The sequence below is a fragment of the Mucilaginibacter sp. BGA-UO-ETr-C110 genome (assembly GCF_059567985.1).
On the sequence record NZ_JCAQPB010000002.1, the window covers coordinates 4,788,857 to 4,806,491 of the forward strand.

The following is a 17,635-nucleotide window of genomic DNA, read 5'->3' on the forward strand; positions in this document are numbered from 1 at the left end:
AAAAGTGTTCACTGTGCATGTCTTTGCTTGTCAACGTAAAAACTATTTCTTATCATTCTTGAATCGACTCCATCCCTTATACAGTTAGGAATCATTCCCACTCGGTTCCAATCTGTCTTTTTTACCATATCCATACTAATATCCCAAGAAGGATTATTTGAGGCCGGCTTGGTAACGAGATCCGCCACTATATTGTTATCATGTGAGATCAAAAAAATTTCTGTCTCAAATGCATAGGCTCTAACTTGACGATCATCCACCATAGGAACGACCTCCAAATGTGTTTCGTCAGTGCCAAGTAGAACTAGTTTTATACCTACATATAATTCAAATTCTCTACTGGTGATGATGTCCCGCCCTCGAGAAAAGAATAGCACTTTTATTCTGTTTTTTTCTCCCGGAAAACGGGTACTCAATATCTCGTTATAGTCCTCAAATCTGGTATTGTAAAACGTTAAAGTACCTTCACTACTACTTACTTTCTTTTTTTTTGTCCGTTTCAGATTATCTTCGTTTTCAAGGCAAACTTCAACTTCTTCGCTATGCCCTCTGCCTTTCCAGGTGATGTTTAAAGGATCAAGGTCAACCAATATACCACTTGCTTCCTTCACGGTATCCTGGATGTTGATGTCCATTATATCAAAGTCCGGCCCGCACATCTTATCCATTAACTCTAACAATGACTGATGAAGATTATCATATCCTCGTAACTTTGAAGACGGTTTGCTGATTGTTGCACTAGAAAGTATCTGTTTAGTGCCCAGGTCAACAAATTTAACAGTAACTGTCCGTTTGCTTGTATCCGAGCTTTCTTTAGCAGTAGAAGCGAGTACAACAATGTCTGCCTTAATAGCCTTAAGAAAGTTGTTCACTGGTGCCTTTTTTAAATCTTCAATCGTTTGTATCCTCATTTCATTTTGTTCATGCTGCAGCACCGTCCCGTAACTTCTTCTCTCCAATACAACACAGTATTTTTTTGCAGTCAAGATTTCTTCAAAATCATTGGCCATGTCAATCTCCAGAGCCGTGTTTTTTGTACTTAAGTCTGAAAATTTCCAGACATAAATATTTTTGCAATTGCATTGACCGTGACCATTCAAAATTCCACTTATAATAAAAAGAAACACAAAAAGAAGCTTTTTCATTATTCAACTATTAACTGCGCGTTATGACCTGACACGATATTGATTATCTTGGTAAATTCTTTATCATCTTTCTTCAGGGTAATTGTATGAGTACCCTTTTGCAAGCTAATTGTTATGCTGTTTAACGTCGTGGACTCTGGTGCGGATACCACGCCATCAATATATAGGGTTGCATTCTCGTAGTCTGCATTAATCACAATCGTGAGCACTTGTGTGTGTAACGATTCCCCCGTTTGCTTAGGTTGACGTCCTGGTTTCGGCGGGTTCTGTTTTGATTCGTCCTGCCTAACCACAGGTCGTGTGACATCGTTTTTTTCCTTTGTTATCGTGTTATTTGTTCTCTGGATAGAAACCCCGAAGCAGGCTACGCCTATGAGTAATAGGATAAAAATTGCAACCTTTACCTTATCTCCAGATTTTTTAAAAAAATAGAAAGCAAGTATCCCGATGACGATAATCATCAAAGCAAAAATTCCCAAGGTGCTTTTGGCGGCTTCCTTTATGATCTCTGGTATATTGTCCAGTTTCAAACTAGGTTTCTCCACGATTTAGGTTATTTATATTCATCCGTTTCCACCGCTGACTGCTAAGTCAACAAATTGTATTCGGTGTATAAATATATATAATTTTGAACGACATTTTATTGAAGAGTAGAACTGCCCGCCAGGGACCTAAAATAGGGCAACTAAGGGGCTAACAACCTCCCATTCAGGATCTCTCGCAGAGACCCTGAGTTATAGATTGATCTACGGGTCCCCTCAGGGTCCCTTTCAGGAGACCCTGAGGGGACGGGATGAATTTTGGATATCGAACGCCGATCTTTTCTTTTACTTCATTATTCAACATTTGATATTTAAAAGCCCGGGCCGATGTGATTCCTTCCCTCGGGAAGGGGAGGAAGGGGTTTATATACCCTGTAAACTTGCACCACGTATAAACCCCTCCCAGCCAAAATACCATCCATCCGCACCCCTCCCGTGGGGAGGGAACTAAAAAAGCGGGGCCTGTCACCCTGAGCTCCGTCGAAGGGTAGAGCGCAGAGGTCCACCCACCATGCTTCGACGGAGCTCAGCATGACAGCCTTTTTCAATTCCCTGATTCCCTATTGTTAAATATTTATTAAGAGCAGTTTAAAACATTTTGCAGTTAAAACGTATTGATTAGTTATAGAATATGAAAAACTGCATACTATTGATTTTTATAGTGTTATGTGCTATAAATGCTTCGGCACAACAATATTTATTATCGGGCCGGATAGCCGACCAAAACAACAACCTGATCCCCTTCTCGTCTGTATACATTAAAAATTCCACTTATGGCACTACCTCCAATGAGGATGGAGCCTACCAGTTTAAACTGAGGCCTGGTACTTATAGTGTCATTTACCGGGTAGTAGGTTATCAGGAGAAAATTGTTAATGTAACCATAGCCGACCATGACGAGCAACTGGATGTGCAGATGCAGGACGAGGTGTTCGCGACCAACCGTGTGGCATCTGTTTATCAGAAAAACCATGACGCCGGCGATACCATCATGAAACAGGTGATCAAAAAACGCAAGTATTATATAGAGGAAGCCACATCATACTCCTGCGCGGTTTATATTAAAGGCGTACAAAGATTACTGAGCGCGCCCAAATCACTGTTATCACCGGCAGTACGGCAAACCCTTGATCTCGACGCGAACGGCAGGGGGATCCTTTATCAATCGGAGTCGTTATCTGATCTCAGTTTTGAAAAGCCCAATAAAATAAGGGAAATAACCATTGCAAAAAAAACGTCGGGTATTAACACCGCATTCAGCTATACCAAGGCGTCAGATTTGCAGGTGAATTTTTATCAGAATGTATTTTCTATCAATGGCCTGAGCACCCGGGGCTTTGTATCGCCGGTAGCCTCTTTTGCCGGTATTTTTTACCGGTATAAACTGCTGGGCACTTCTGTAGAGAATGGCCGCACCATTGATAAGATACAGGTGATACCCCGTCGCGGGCACGGTCAGTACTTTGAAGGTAATATATATATTGTGGAGGGCGACTGGCGCATATACGCTGCCGATTTGTATGTGACCAACAAGATGAGTAACATCAACCTGATTGATACTTTACAAATAAAACAACAATACATAGCCGTTACCGATAGTGTGTGGATGCCTGCCTCGGTACAGTTTAGCTTTAAAGGGAAGGTATTGGGATTTAGGTTTGGGGGCTATTACAATACCATTTACAATAACTATAAAATTAATCCCACTTTTCCGGATAGATTTTTTACCGGCGAAATATTAAAGGTTGATACCACTGCTAACTCCAAAAAGGAAGATTACTGGGCATCGGCGCGCCCGGTTCCTTTAACCAAAGAGGAGGCGCGTGATAATCAGAAAAAGGACAGCATAGCCGTTTTTAAAAAAACCGACCAGTACCTGGATACCCTGCAACACCACAAAAATCATATCAATTATCCGGGATACCTTATATTTGGGTATCATGCCAGCAACCGCAGTGAAAAAGACTCGTTATACATATATCCTTTCATCCAAACCTTTTATTACAATACGGTGGAGGGCTTTGGCATCAATGCCAAAGTAAGGTATACACACGTTCTGGACAGCCTCAGATCATACAGTATAACACCCGACCTGCGGTATGGCTTCTCCAACAAAACACTCAGCGCCAATATGTATGGTGAGTACCTGAATGATCCTTTTCATAATGCGAAATTCTTTGCCGGCTTTGGCAGCGATGTGCTCGACCTGAATAATGTAGGTACACGGTCGTTATATTTTAATACGCTGAGTACGCTGCTGAGCGAAAATAACTATGTAAAGTATTACCGCTCGCATTACGGCATGTTTGGTTATCAGCGCGAGATATTGAATGGTGTTTTGTTGAACGGTAACCTCAGCTATTCCAGCCGCAGCCAACTATATAATACCTCTTACAGCAAGTTAAAGGATGTGAAAGACCGGGAATTCACCTCCAATAATCCTTTGGCCCCACCGGGAACACCACCTAATGACCATTCGGAATTATTTCCGGATAACCAGGCTCTGGTTTTCGCGGCATCGGCTATCATTACTTTTGATCAGCAGTATGAAACCAGGCCCACTGGCAAATTCAATCTACCGTCCAAATACCCTACCTTAACCGTAAATTACCGTAAGGGTATCAAAAGCGCGTTCGGCTCTGATGTTGATTATGATTTCGCCTCTGCTGATATTTCGCAAAACAACATACGCGTAGGGTTAACCGGGTTCTCGTCGTTTAAGGTATCCGCGGGTGGCTTTTTCAATAATAACAAGCTGTATTATATGGATTATAATCACTTTTTGGGTAATCAGGGTTTAACCTTCGACCCAACCTATGTGGGCAGTTTCCACTTTTTACCTTTCTATACTTATAGCACTAACGGCGCTTTCCTGGAGGCGCATTTTCAACATAACTTTGCCGGGTCGATATTTAACCGGATCCCCATCCTCCGGAAACTAAAACTGGAAGAATTAATAGGTGCCAATTACCTCACCACCAAAGGCAATACCAACTACCGCGAGTTTTACATCGGGGTACAACGCCTTATTTTCAGGGTTGATTATGGTATCTCCTACGCAGGCAACCAGAAATATATACAAGGGTTTAGGATATTTTATGGTATAAGGTAGGCTGAAAGCGCAAAGCTTAAGGCTGAAAGCCAAAAGCACAGAGTGGAAAGCAAAAGGCATAAAGTTGAAAGCGAAATACAGAAAATCTAAGACTGTAAGTAAAAGCTTTATGCCTTCAGCTTTGAGCTTTCCGCTCAAAGCCGTATATTTGCGCCTCATTTAACACCGTTTGCAGCGGTATCAATGGATTATGGCACAATATAATACACTACTATACTATTGTTATTCAACAATAGCAGATGCGGAGCAATTTGCTGCCGATCATTTAAAATTTTGTAAAAGTTTAGGCTTAACCGGTCGCATTATTGTAGCAACCGAGGGACTTAACGGCACCGTTTCTGGCACAGCTGAAGCTTGTAAAACTTATATGGATACGGTACATGCCGATCCACGTTTTGCCGGTATCGATTTTAAGATTGATGTGGTTGACACCCCTTCGTTTGTAAAAATGCACGTGCGGTATAAATCCGAGATCGTACACTCGGGTCTGCGCGATCCTAATGTGATTAACCCGCAGCAGCAAACCGGCAAACACCTGGAACCCAAAGATTTTCTGGCGATGAAGGACCGCGACGATGTAGTGGTGCTTGATGTGCGTTCCAATTACGAACATTCCTTAGGAAAATTCAAAAACGCCTTAACGCTGGATATCGAGAACTTCAGGAATTTTCCGGAGATGATCAACCAGTTGGCCCAATACAAGGATAAAAAGATATTAACCTATTGCACCGGCGGCATTAAATGCGAAAAAGCATCGGCCCTCTTGCTGCATGAAGGCTTTAAGGATGTTTACCAGCTGCATGGCGGTATCATCAAATATGGTAAAGAAGCCGGCGGCGAAGATTTTGAAGGCAAATGTTATGTTTTTGACAATCGCCTTTCTGTTGATGTAAACAGCGTGAACCCGGTGGTGATATCCACCTGTCGCAACTGCGGCAAGGTTACGCCCAAAATGATCAATTGCGCCAATCCGGAGTGTAATGAGCATTTTACCCAGTGCGATGAATGCGGCACTAAAATGGAAGGCTGCTGCAGCGATGCCTGCCAAAGTCACCCCCGCAAAAGAGAGTACGATGGTACTGGTTATTATGTAAAAGTGCCTCAGCCCATAAATACACTGAAAAGAGAAAAGATACAGTTGGCGGAGTAGACTCACCCGGTCTTTGCTTCGCTCGACCACCCTCTCTTCCGCAAGCGGCAAAGAGGGTAAAAGCCTCATAAAAAAACACGTCATTGCGAGCGCAGCGTGGCAATCCCCGACTTACAGAGACACTCTGCCTATCGGGGATTGCCACGTCGTTCCTCCTCGCAATGACGGCGTTGAGGCCCCCCACAAAAAAATCCCCGGTGAAAATATCATCGGGGATTTTTTTATGATTAAGCTTTTTTCTTGGCCGGAGCAGCAGCTGGTTTAGCTGCTTTATAACGCTTATCAGGCGTTCCGTCTTTCTTTAATTTTGTTTTATTTGCCTTGTATCTTTTATCGGCAGTACCGTCTTTTTTGGTTTGTGGTAAAGCGTAAGTGGTAACAGCGCCAAAGCTCATTACAGCGAGCATCAGCATGGTAAAAAGTTTCTTCATGTTTGTTAGTTTATGTTTGTTAACTGCAAGCTACCGAAATAGCATAGTATCTGCAATAGCCATTTCGTGCTTGTTGTAATACAACTATGTAGCTATTATTGTTTTTTAATCCGGTGGGCAAACTGTATTTTCGTACAACTGATCACATTTGGGTATCTGTTATTAAGCACTATGCGTAAAGCTATTTGGATTAGTTTACTCCTGTTTTTCACTGCTATTTTTCATTCCGGCGCGGTTGATATCAAAAGCATAGGTGTTCCGTATGTACAAAACTATACCAAAAATATATACCAGTCGGGCAATCAAAACTGGTCGGTTACGCGCGACGAGCAGGGCATTATGTATTTTGGCAATGCCGAAGGGCTGTTAAGTTTCGACGGCAAATACTGGCAGCAGCACCACATGCCCAATGGCCTTATTGTACGCTCGGTTTTGGCCGATGGTAAGGGCAAAATATACACCGGCGCCTTTGGCCAATTTGGCTACTGGCAGGATGATAACAAAGGTTTCTTAAGGTATAACTCACTGATTAATCTCATCCCCCAAAAATACAGGCCCATTAACGAAGAGATCTGGAAAATATACATCGACGGCGATAGGGTGCTGTTCCAATCATTCGGCGCCATATACATTTATGCAAAGGGCAGTATCAGCGTTGTTAAAGCGCCCAAACCCTATTTATTTTTATTCCAGGCCGGCAAACGCTTTTTTGTGGAACAGGTATCGGCAGGCTTGTTTGAGCTAAAGGGAAATCGACTGGAATATATACAAGGCAGCAATATATTAGGGACCAGCGGTGTACTGTCCATACTCCCGTTTCAGGGTAATAAATATATCATTGGAACCGCGCAAAACGGCCTGTTTATTTATGATGGCATCCATATAAGCCCCTGGGCCAACCAGGCTAACGACTTTTTAAAAACCTACCAGCTTAATAATGGGGCCATGATACCAGGCAAATACTTTGCCTATGGCACCATACTCAATGGTATTGTGATTGTAGATACGGCTGGGCATGTGGTACAACACATTAATAAGGCAAGCGGGCTGCAAAACAATACCGTTTTAAGTTTATATATCGATAGCGAGCAAAACCTTTGGGCGGGACTGGATAATGGCATCGACCGTATTGAGGTAAACTCACCGCTGTATTTTTACTTTGATAAAACAGGTAAGTTCGGGACGGTTTATGCCAGTATCATTTTTAACAATAAAATATACCTGGGCACCAACCAGGGGCTTTTTTACAGCGACTGGATTGCCGATAACAACCAGCTTTTTCAATCATTTGATTTTAAGCTGATACCCGGCTCACAGGGGCAGGTATGGGATCTGTCGTTACAGGACGGGCGCTTGCTTTGCGGTCATAATAATGGCACCTACCAGGTAAACGGCAATACCATTACCAAAATTTCGACGATGACGGGTGGCTGGACCATCAAAAAGCTCAATCACGATCTGTTGATCCAGGGCATCTACAACGGTTTGGTGATCTATAAAAAAGATGCCGCCGGCAACTGGGTATTCAGCCATAAGGTAGAAGGCTTTGGCGAGCCATCGCGCTATGTAGAGCAGGACAGCAAAGGCCAGATCTGGGTAAGCCATGCCTACAAGGGTATTTATAAACTCACCCTGAGCAGCGACCTTAAAAAAGTAACCTCCAGTATATATTACGATAGCAAATATGGCCTGCCGGGTAGCTACAATGTGAACGTTTTCGACCTGGATAACCGCGTAGTATTCTCATCCGACTCGGGTTTTTATATTTATGACGACATTACCGACCGCTTTTTTAAATATACCCAGCTCAATAAAAAACTGGGAACTTTCGCGTCCTCGGGTAAGATCATCAAGGCCCTGGGCAAAAGGTATTGGTTCATTAACCAGGGGCGTGTTGCCCTGGCCGATTTTTCGGTCCCCGGCAAAACCAGCATTGATACCAACAGGTTCACAGTACTTAACGGGCAAATGGTGCAGCATTATGAAACCATCAACCGCATCAATAATTTAACCTACCTCATCAGTATCGACGATGGTTTTGTGATATTGAATGATGGCGACGCGCTTTTACCTAGCCCGGTAAAAATCCCCCAGGTGTTGATACGCCGCATTGAAAACGTGACCGATAAAGTTTACGTGATCAGCGATATGAACAGCATACATAACACTATCGAGATACCTTATTCGCAAAACAATATCCGTATAGCTTATTCATTGCCTTATTACAAACAAGCTAAGATCAAATTTCAATATTACCTGGAAGGATACTCGAGGCAATGGTCTGACTGGGCGCCACAAAGCCAGAAAGAGTTTACCAATCTTAACCAGGGCACTTATCATTTTAAAGTACGGGCCAAGATCAATGATCAAAATGTATCGGCTATAACTACTTTAACCTTTACCGTGCTGCCACCCTGGTATGCGAGTAAATTGGCTATCCTTTTTTATGTGCTATTGCTCATTTTGGCCTATTACCTGGTAAGATATTATTACCGCCTGAAATTAAAGCGCCATCAGCAGCACATACAGGAGAAACTACAAAAGGAAAAGGAAGACTTTTTAAAACAGGAAGCCATTGCCAACGAACAGCATATCATCAATATTAAAAATGAACAGCTGCAGGCCGACCTCGCCGGTAAAAGCCGTGAGCTGGCCAACTCGGCCATGAACCTGGTTTATAAAAACGAATTGCTGCAAAAGATCAGCGAAGAAATAACACACCTGAAAGATAGCTCGGGCAAAAAACTAGCCGACGATCAGTTACGCCGCATACAAAAAGTTATTGACGAGGGCATGAATGATGAGCGCGACTGGAACATATTTGAAAAAAGTTTTAACGAAGCCCACGAAAACTTTTTCAAAAAACTCAAATCCGGGCACCCAGATCTGGTGCCGAATGATCTGAAATTATGCGCTTATCTGCGTATGAACATGAGCAGTAAAGAAATGGCTTCGTTGCTGAATATTTCATTGCGCGGTGTCGAGATACGCCGTTACCGGCTGCGCAAAAAGCTCAACCTGGAGCATGATAAAAACCTTACGGAGTTTCTGATAGAGCTGTAAACACTACATCATTACCTCTCACAGCCTTTATAAATGTTTAGTCGACAGACTTTAATGCTGTAGTACACACACAACCAATTCGCAGTTGTTAATAAATTAACAATCAGATCATTATAAACTAAAACAGTTTCCCTTGAGAAAGTGTTTTATTCATGATGTATTAATGTTGAGTTAATTTTTTTGATAAACGAGTAATATCTCCCCAGCTTTGTAGAACTAATAAACCAATTATTCCATTCTATCATTTTTATTATTAACCACTATGAAGAGATTTTTTACTATTTCGGGGTTAATGTTATTGTTCTTATTTTCTTATGACGCGGCGTTTGCACAAAACGTTACAGTAAAAGGAAAAATAATCGACAATACCGGCCAGGCCTTAATAGGCGTAACTGTTTCGGTAAAGGGAACAACAACAGGAACACAAACAGATGCTAATGGAGCATACTCCATTAGCGCCCCCGGCAACTCCACGCTAAGATTCACTTATTTAGGATACGCCACTCAGGAAACACCGGTTAATAGCCAAACCAGTATCAATATTACACTGTTACCCCAAACTAACGAGCTGCAGCAAATTGTAGTTGTTGGTTACGGCACCCAGCGTAAGCTCGATGTTACCGGCTCCATAGCTACCGTTAAGGGTGCTGATGTGGCCAAACAGGCATCACCAAACGCGATAAGCGGTTTGCAAGGTAAAGTAGCAGGTGTGCAGATCACCAACAATGGTACGCCGGGCAAAGCACCGGATATCACCATTCGTGGTTTGGGTACTATCTATGGTAACACCAAACCCCTTTTTGTGGTCGACGGTGTATGGTACGATGATATCAACTTTCTTAATCCGCAGGATATCGAGAGCTTCAGTATTCTTAAAGATGCCTCAAGTACGGCCATTTATGGTATCAGGGCGGCTAACGGTGTTGTGCTTATCAGCACTAAACGTGGTGTTAAGGGAGCCCCCGTTATCAACTACAATGGCTATGTAGGCGTGCAGGCTGTTACCAACCAGGTAAAAATGGCTAATGGTACCGAATATGCCACCGCTGTAAATGAACTTGCCGCCCTTAACAACGCCGCGCCGCTATTCAGTGATCCGGCAAGCTTTGGAACCGGCACCGATTGGTATAAACAGATCCTGCGCAAAGCCTTTACCACCAACCATGAAATATCAGTAAGCGGAGGTACGGATAAGTACACCTATAACTACTCTTTTGGATATCTTGATCAGGATGGTATTGTTCAAACCAATAATTACAAACGCTACACCCTGCACTTATCAAATGATTTTAAAATTGGTAAAGCAGTAAAATTAGGTTACACTGCCAGTGGATTATCGGACAAATCAAAAGATGTTCCTACAACTATTTTCGGTCAGCTGTTTGGTGCAGCACCTATTTTACCTGTACATAATGCCAACGGTAGCTATGGCGATCCGAATGATTACCATTTAGGCGATGGCAATAACTACAATCCGCAAGCAACAATTGATTTTTATAACCAGCGCAGCAAAAACAAGCGCGTTACCTATAACGTGTACGGAGAAGTTTCGTTCCTGAAAAACTTCAAATTCAGATCGAGCTTTGGCGGTGATGTAAGCCAGAACGAGGTACGGTCATTTGTACCCCTGTACCAGGCTACTGTTAAACAGTTCAGCAACAAAACCAATTTAAATGTTAATCATACCGATACACGCAACTGGATCTGGGAAAACACTTTGACTTATGATGTCAAAATTAAAGATCATAGGTTAACAGCACTGGCAGGTTACAGTGCGCTTGAAAATGTAACCAGGCAAATGGATGGTCAGGCCGATAATGTGCCCTACAAGGCCAATGGCAACCTGCAAACATCCTTTCCTGATACAGCAAAGGTAACTTATCTGGCCACTCCCGCCAGTCAGATACGTACTCGTGCATTATCGCAGTTTGCACGTGTTAATTATTCATATAAGGACAAGTATATGTTAAACGCGTCTATCCGTCGCGATGGGGCTTCACAATTCTACGGTGATCATACTTATGCCTACCTCCCTTCGGTAGGTGCCGGCTGGGTAATTACCAACGAGGATTTCATGAAGAACCAACAGGTGTTCAGCAATCTGAAACTACGCGGGAGCTGGGGTAAGGTGGGTAACTCTGTAGTACCTATTAACCCATCGGTACAAACCATAGCAACAGATCCGTACCTGACAGCCATATTCGGTAATCCGCAGGTAGCTTATCCGGGAGCAAGTATCAATACAGTGGTCCCTTCCGCTATATTGTGGGAAAAAACCGTATCTACAGACTTTGGTTTAGAAGGCGGTTTATTTTCCAATAAACTAACCTTTGAGGCCGATTATTATAACCGCGAAACAAAGGATGCCATTTTCGCTATCCCTGTTGCGGGCTCACTGGGTACTGTTAACAGTTCAATCATAGCCAACCAGGCCAGTATCCGGAACCGCGGTTTTGAGTTTTTAGTAAGCTGGAAAGACAAGGCAAGTGAAAGCTTTTCCTACAGTATCACCGCCAACCTGGGTATCAACAACAACAAGGTACTTAACGTAATAACTGGTCAAAACCCTATTTATGATGGTGGTGCAGGTATTGCCAACGGGGCGCTTGCAACACGCACTGTAGTGGGGCAACCCATAGGTCAGTTTTATGGCTATCAAGTAACCGGGGTCTTCCAAACCGCACAGCAGGTAGCCACTTCAAAGCAGCCAGGCGCAAGTCCGGGTGATTTTATTTACCAGGATACCAATAACGATGGTATTGTTGACAGCCGCGACCGTGTGGCGCTGGGCAGTCCGTTACCTAAATATAACTATGGTATCAACACTTCCTTCACCTATAAAAATTTCGACCTGGCTCTTGACTTTCAGGGTGTAACCGGCGTAAGTGTATATAATGCCAATATTGCCTACCGCTTCGGTAACGAGAACTTCACGCAGGATTTTTATGACCACCGCTGGCATGGTGCCGGTACCTCAAACACTTACCCCTCCGTTAATTTGGGTAAAAATTCCAATGCGGCGCCAAACTCATTTTATGTAGAAAGCGGTGCCTATTTTAGGATGAGGAACGCTCAATTAGGCTATACATTGCCAAGCAGCCTGCTCAGCAAATGGAAAATATCAAAAGTGAGAGTATTCGCCAATGCCCAAAATGCCATCAACATTTTTGGCTATAAAGGTTTCTCGCCTGAGGTAGGCGGCGCTGTCGGTAGCCGTGGCATTGACACCAGCGTTTATCCGTTATATGCAACCTATAATTTTGGCGTTAACGTTACTTTTTAATCAGTATAAAGATGAAGAACAGTAAAAACTTATTCATGCGTAAAGCCCTTATTTTAGGTCTTATTGCATCCACCATATCCATTCAAAGCTGTAAAAAGAGCTTTTTAGATGTTAACCCGGCTCAAAATACGGCAGCCACCCAGTTTTTTAAAACACAGGATGATGCTAATAAGGCAGTTAATGCCATGTACGCCAACCTGCACGAGTGGAACAATATCGCGTTTGCCCCCATCGCTGTTGAAAGTATGGGTTCTGACGATGTAGAAAAAGGCAGTACCGCCAGCGATGCCACCTTTTTTAATGATTACCATAACTTTACTATTACCGCAGGTGATGCCCAGCTGGGCGGTTTCTGGAAAGGGCAATATCAAACCATCAATTTTGCCAACCAGATAATCGTTAATGTACCAGGCATCAGCATGGACGAAGCATTAAAAGCCCGTTATGTGGCCGAGGCCAAATTTATACGTGCCTACGAATATTTCAGGCTGGTTAGGGCTTTCGGCGATGTACCTTTACGCATAACCCTACCTAAAGATGCCTCTGAATATAATCTGCCACGTACCCCAAAAGACCAGGTTTGGGCGCAGATTGAAAAAGATCTGACCGAAGCAACTACCGTATTGCCACAAAGCTACAGCGCTGCCGAAACTGGGCACGTAACCAAGGGTGCTGCTTTAACTATGCATGCCAAAGTAGCCATGTATTTAAAAAAATGGAGCGATGTGGCCACTTACACCACGGCAGTAATGGGCATGGGCTATTCGTTGTATCCTGATTATGAGCAAATGTTCAGAACAACGCACAAAAACAATCAGGAATCTATTTTTGAGATCCAGTGTAACCTGATACCCAACAATCCGCCTGCCTCCAACTCACAGTACTCACAGGTACAGGGCGTACGCGGCGTAACCGGCGGTGGCTGGGGCTTTAACGTACCAAGCCCCCAACTGGCAGCAGCCTATGAAACCGGCGACCCTCGCCGTGATGCCACCATTATATTCAGGGGCGAAACCACACCTGAGGGCGACAAAATTTCGGCAACGGGCGATAACCCAATGTACAATCAGAAATCATACGTACCATTTGCACTTTATGTATCGGGCTTTAACGAAGGCTGCCAGCAAAATAAGATCGTTTTGCGTTATGCCGATGTATTGCTGATGAACGCCGAAGCCAATAATGAATTGGGCAATTCAGGTGCTGCAATAGGTCCGCTGGAACAGGTACGTGCCCGTGCGCGCGGCGTAAATGCTGGTGTATTACCTAAGGTAACTACCACAGATCAGGCCGCGCTTCGCACAGCTATTTACAACGAACGCCGTTTTGAATTTGCGATGGAGTTTGAACGTTATTTTGATGTGATACGCCAGGGACGGGGTACCGCTGTTTTTGGTACACGAGGTTGGAAAGCCGGCAAAAACGAAGTTTGGCCCATCCCGCAAACAGAAATTGACCTGAGTGGTGGCGCCTTAACCCAAAATTCAGGATATTAATTTTTCTATTGGTTTATTTATCGGCTGTCTGTTTCATGGGCAGGCAGCCATTTTTAACCGCTCTTCCGGTTTTGTAAACAAACAAACCGCATATACTATCTACATGAAAAAAATACTGTTAACCCCCTTTTTATTGTGCCTGGCCCTATACTGCCTGGCGCAAAAACCCACTACAGCCAACACTGATACCATTAAAGCTGTTGGCATTATCAAAAACCTCAGTGATAACGCCCTGTTGGATGTGGTACAACGCCAAACGTTCCGTTATTTCTGGGATTTTGGTCACCCGGTAAGCGGCCTGGCCCGTGAGCGCAGCAATACCTCTTTTGATTATGGCAACGAGGTGGTAACCACCGGCGGATCGGGTTTTGGCATCATGTCTATCATCGTGGCCGATAGCCGTAAATGGATAACTCATGAGCAGGCTGTTAACCGCATGGCTAAAATTGTTGAGTTTTTGTATAAAGCCAACTCTTTCCATGGCGCTTTCCCGCATTGGATGAACGGCGAAACCGGCAAGATCATCCCATTTGGCCGCAAGGATGATGGTGGTGATATTGTGGAATCGGCCTACCTTTTCCAGGGCCTGCTTTGTGCCAGGCAATACTTTACAGCCAACACCCCGGACGAACGACGCATACGCGATGTGATCAGCTGGATGTGGGGCGAAATGGAATGGAACTGGTATACCCGCGATGGTAGGGACGCGCTGTACTGGCACTGGAGCCCTAACAATGGCTGGGCCATGAACTTCCCGATACATGGCTTTAATGAATGCCTGATCACCTATGTACTGGCCGCCTCGGCAGAGCGTTACCCTGTAAGTGCTGATGTTTACCACAGGGGCTGGACCCAAAGCGATTTCTTTAAGAACGGCAAAACATTTTATGGTGTAAAACTGCCTTTAGGCTTTGATTATGGCGGACCGCTTTTCTTTTCGCAATACTCCTTCCTGGGCTTAAATCCCAAAGGATTAAAAGACCAGTATGCCGATTACTGGGAGCAGAATAAAAACCATACGTTGATCAATCACGCCTATTGTGTAGATAACCCTAAAAAGTTTAAAGGTTATGGCGAAAACTGTTGGGGACTTACCGCCAGTGATAATTTTGAAGGATATAACGCCCATTCGCCTACTAATGACCTGGGGGTGATCACACCTACCGCGGCACTGTCGGCATTTCCGTACACGCCAGAATACTCTATGAAAGCCCTGCGCCATTTTTATTATGACCTGGGCGATAAGATCTGGGGCGAATATGGTTTTGTTGACGCTTTTAGCGAATCGCATAACTGGTACGCCAAATCATACCTGGCCATTGACCAGGGACCTATCATCGTGATGATCGAAAACTACCGCACCGGATTGTTATGGAAACTGTTCATGAGCTGTCCCGAAGTACAGAAGGGTCTTACCAAACTGGGTTTTGAGAGCCCGGCTATAGCTAAAAAGTAGTGATTTTTATGTTCATTGTTACTGCTGTAAAAAAATATTAAAAAAATGTAGATCAAAAGGCATTAAATTTGTTTAACTAACTATTGAATAAATAGATCTTAAACATAGCCCATGATTCACAAAAAATTTATACTGGGAATGCTAAGTTTACTCTTAGCATTTTCTTTTTCGGCCCGTTCACAAAACTTATCATCTTTTGATCGCGGAAGCTTTGCAATAAAAGGCGATACTTTACCTTACCGTTTATTGTTCCCCAAACATTTTGACCCTACCAAAAAATATCCACTGCTGTTTGTACTGCACGGTGCAGGCGAGCGAGGTAATAATAACGAAGCGCAGTTAAAGTATGGCCCTTCGCGCCTGCTGCAGGATAGTGTGCGGGAAAAATATGAGGCCATTGTGGTTTTCCCGCAGTGCCCGGCAAACAGTTACTGGTCAAACGTGCAGCAGGAAACCGATCCGGCTACCCAGAAACGCAAATTCGTTTTCCAGGTAAATGAGCAGCCTACTACAGCCATGCGCATGTTGATGGGTCTGGTTGATCAGTTTTTGGATAAACCTTTTGTTGATAAACACCGTGTTTATGTAGGCGGCCTGAGCATGGGCGGCATGGGCACGTTTGAAATTATTGGCCGCGAACCCAAGATCTTTGCAGCCGCCTTTGCCATCTGTGGCGGCGATAATACGCTGAACGCCAAAAAATACGCCAAAAAAGTACCGCTTTGGATCTTCCACGGCAGTAAGGACAGTGTTGTTCCGTCTGATCATTCCGAAGTAATGGTAGCTGCTATTAAAGAAGCTGGTGGGAACCCTAAGTTTACCCTTTACCCTGGCGTTGACCATAACAGCTGGGATAATGCTTTTAAGGAACCTGAGCTATTCAGCTGGCTCTTTTCGCACAGTAAATAATAGAATTTTATAGTATGGGTTAAACCCTAACCCATACTATAATTTCATCAACGCGTTCAATTCTTTTTCGCTTACCTGGAAAATGGTACCATGCCTGATACCAGTGGGCAGACTAATCTTATCCGTAATATCCGTCCAGTTTTTAAGATCGGTTGAGCTGATGGCACCATAATGGTGATCCATATACCGGTCAAAATAAACCCGCCATTCCTTACCGATCTTTAAAGTGGTAGGCCCTTCGGCCCAATAATCACCCGTAATTTTACTGCTTGCCGCCGAGTAAGGGCCTGTTAAGCTATTGCTGTAAGCTATTTTTATATTCTTTTGTGGTGGTGTGCGGGTCTCGTCCTTCAGGAACATAACAAAGCGTTTGCCATCTTTTACAATAGTGGCATCTATGGAATTAAAACCAGGGTCATAAAGCAGTTTGGTTTTGCTGTATGTTTTAAAATCTTTGGTAGTAACATAATAAAGCCGGTGATTATACTTACTATCCCCTTCAGAATCTGTAGCGGTAAACTTGCCCGGGATCGTTGTTGCCCAATAGATCATGTAGTTTTTTGTTTTACTATCGTAAGTTATCTCGGGCGCCCAGCAATTGCGGGCTTCGGTTTCATTAGCCATTACGGGTACAAATTGCTGTTCGCTCCAGTGTATCAGATCGGCAGATGATGCGTAGCCAATTCCTCTATCGTTCCAGCTCACGGTCCACACCATATGGAATAAACCATCGGCACCACGAATAATACAGGGATCGCGCATCAGTTTATCATTAGCTACAGTGGGCTTTAAAAATGAGCTGTCCTTTTTTAATGCCGTCCATTGATAACCATCGCGGCTATAGGCCAGGTGCAAACCATCCTGCCCGTTATCTTTAAAATAACAAAACATATAAACCGGTTTTGCAACAGGCCGCTGACTATAAGCAATCGAAAATATCAGGAGCTGAAAAAGGAGAAGGAAACAACGTTTCATGGTTGAATTATAATTGTATTTCTCACAATTATAATCAATTGTTATGGCAAACGAAAGCCCGCTTAAAAATTCC

11 protein-coding genes are annotated in these 17,635 nt (G+C 43.7%); 7 read left to right on the plus strand and 4 right to left on the minus strand.

Annotation, left to right across the window (positions count from 1 at the left end; translation table 11 throughout):
- Positions 1–8: 8 nt before the first annotated feature.
- Positions 9–1,145, minus strand: a complete 1,137-nt coding sequence (locus AC57BQ_RS20580; RefSeq protein WP_496408049.1) for a hypothetical protein — start codon at positions 1,143–1,145, stop codon at positions 9–11.
- Positions 1,145–1,690, minus strand: a complete 546-nt coding sequence (locus AC57BQ_RS20585) for a hypothetical protein (RefSeq protein WP_496408050.1) — start codon at positions 1,688–1,690, stop codon at positions 1,145–1,147. The genes AC57BQ_RS20580 and AC57BQ_RS20585 overlap by 1 nt, the downstream gene beginning before the upstream one ends.
- A gap of 628 nt (positions 1,691–2,318) precedes the next feature.
- Between AC57BQ_RS20585 and AC57BQ_RS20590 the strand changes: the two genes are divergently transcribed.
- Positions 2,319–4,799: a DUF5686 family protein gene (locus AC57BQ_RS20590; protein ID WP_496408051.1), complete on the plus strand. Its 2,481-nt coding sequence runs from the start codon at positions 2,319–2,321 to the stop codon at positions 4,797–4,799.
- A 190-nt stretch (positions 4,800–4,989) separates the two neighbouring features.
- Positions 4,990–5,949 (plus strand): oxygen-dependent tRNA uridine(34) hydroxylase TrhO, encoded by a 960-nt coding sequence (gene trhO / locus AC57BQ_RS20595; protein ID WP_496408052.1) that lies wholly within the window; start codon positions 4,990–4,992, stop codon positions 5,947–5,949.
- A 227-nt stretch (positions 5,950–6,176) separates the two neighbouring features.
- On the opposite strand, the gene AC57BQ_RS20600 is transcribed toward trhO, so the two are convergent.
- A complete protein-coding gene (locus AC57BQ_RS20600; protein ID WP_496408053.1) occupies positions 6,177–6,380 on the minus strand; it encodes a hypothetical protein in 204 nt (67 codons plus the stop codon).
- A gap of 171 nt (positions 6,381–6,551) precedes the next feature.
- Between AC57BQ_RS20600 and AC57BQ_RS20605 the strand changes: the two genes are divergently transcribed.
- The 5 genes from AC57BQ_RS20605 (at position 6,552) to AC57BQ_RS20625 (ending at position 16,587) form a co-directional block, all read left to right on the plus strand.
- Complete coding sequence (locus AC57BQ_RS20605; protein WP_496408054.1) at positions 6,552–9,443, plus strand: ligand-binding sensor domain-containing protein; 2,892 nt, start codon at positions 6,552–6,554, stop codon at positions 9,441–9,443.
- Positions 9,444–9,705: 262 nt separating this feature from the next.
- Complete coding sequence (locus AC57BQ_RS20610) at positions 9,706–12,726, plus strand: SusC/RagA family TonB-linked outer membrane protein (protein ID WP_496408055.1); 3,021 nt, start codon at positions 9,706–9,708, stop codon at positions 12,724–12,726.
- 11 nt (positions 12,727–12,737) lie between these two features.
- A complete protein-coding gene (locus AC57BQ_RS20615) occupies positions 12,738–14,222 on the plus strand; it encodes a RagB/SusD family nutrient uptake outer membrane protein (RefSeq protein ID WP_496408056.1) in 1,485 nt (494 codons plus the stop codon).
- Between the two features lie 103 nt (positions 14,223–14,325).
- On the plus strand, positions 14,326–15,678 hold the full coding sequence (locus tag AC57BQ_RS20620) for a glucoamylase family protein (RefSeq protein ID WP_496408057.1): 1,353 nt from the start codon (positions 14,326–14,328) through the stop codon (positions 15,676–15,678).
- 111 nt (positions 15,679–15,789) lie between these two features.
- Complete coding sequence (locus tag AC57BQ_RS20625; protein ID WP_496408058.1) at positions 15,790–16,587, plus strand: carboxylesterase family protein; 798 nt, start codon at positions 15,790–15,792, stop codon at positions 16,585–16,587.
- 36 nt (positions 16,588–16,623) lie between these two features.
- On the opposite strand, the gene AC57BQ_RS20630 is transcribed toward AC57BQ_RS20625, so the two are convergent.
- Positions 16,624–17,562 carry a glycoside hydrolase family 43 protein gene (locus AC57BQ_RS20630; RefSeq protein ID WP_496408059.1) on the minus strand — a complete coding sequence of 313 codons (939 nt, stop codon included), beginning with the start codon at positions 17,560–17,562 and terminating at the stop codon, positions 16,624–16,626.
- Positions 17,563–17,635 lie beyond the last annotated feature (73 nt).

Bases quoted from the DNA above. Each gene is read 5' to 3' on its own strand.
- AC57BQ_RS20580 (WP_496408049.1), bottom strand. From the start codon at position 1,145: ATGAAAAAGCTTCTTTTTGTGTTTCTTTTTATTATAAGTGGAATTTTG.
- AC57BQ_RS20590 (WP_496408051.1), top strand. From the start codon at position 2,319: ATGAAAAACTGCATACTATTGATTTTTATAGTGTTATGTGCTATAAAT.
- trhO (WP_496408052.1), top strand. From the start codon at position 4,990: ATGGCACAATATAATACACTACTATACTATTGTTATTCAACAATAGCA.
- AC57BQ_RS20600 (WP_496408053.1), bottom strand. From the start codon at position 6,380: ATGAAGAAACTTTTTACCATGCTGATGCTCGCTGTAATGAGCTTTGGC.
- AC57BQ_RS20605 (WP_496408054.1), top strand. From the start codon at position 6,552: ATGCGTAAAGCTATTTGGATTAGTTTACTCCTGTTTTTCACTGCTATT.
- AC57BQ_RS20610 (WP_496408055.1), top strand. From the start codon at position 9,706: ATGAAGAGATTTTTTACTATTTCGGGGTTAATGTTATTGTTCTTATTT.
- AC57BQ_RS20615 (WP_496408056.1), top strand. From the start codon at position 12,738: ATGAAGAACAGTAAAAACTTATTCATGCGTAAAGCCCTTATTTTAGGT.
- AC57BQ_RS20620 (WP_496408057.1), top strand. From the start codon at position 14,326: ATGAAAAAAATACTGTTAACCCCCTTTTTATTGTGCCTGGCCCTATAC.
- AC57BQ_RS20625 (WP_496408058.1), top strand. From the start codon at position 15,790: ATGATTCACAAAAAATTTATACTGGGAATGCTAAGTTTACTCTTAGCA.
- AC57BQ_RS20630 (WP_496408059.1), bottom strand. From the start codon at position 17,562: ATGAAACGTTGTTTCCTTCTCCTTTTTCAGCTCCTGATATTTTCGATT.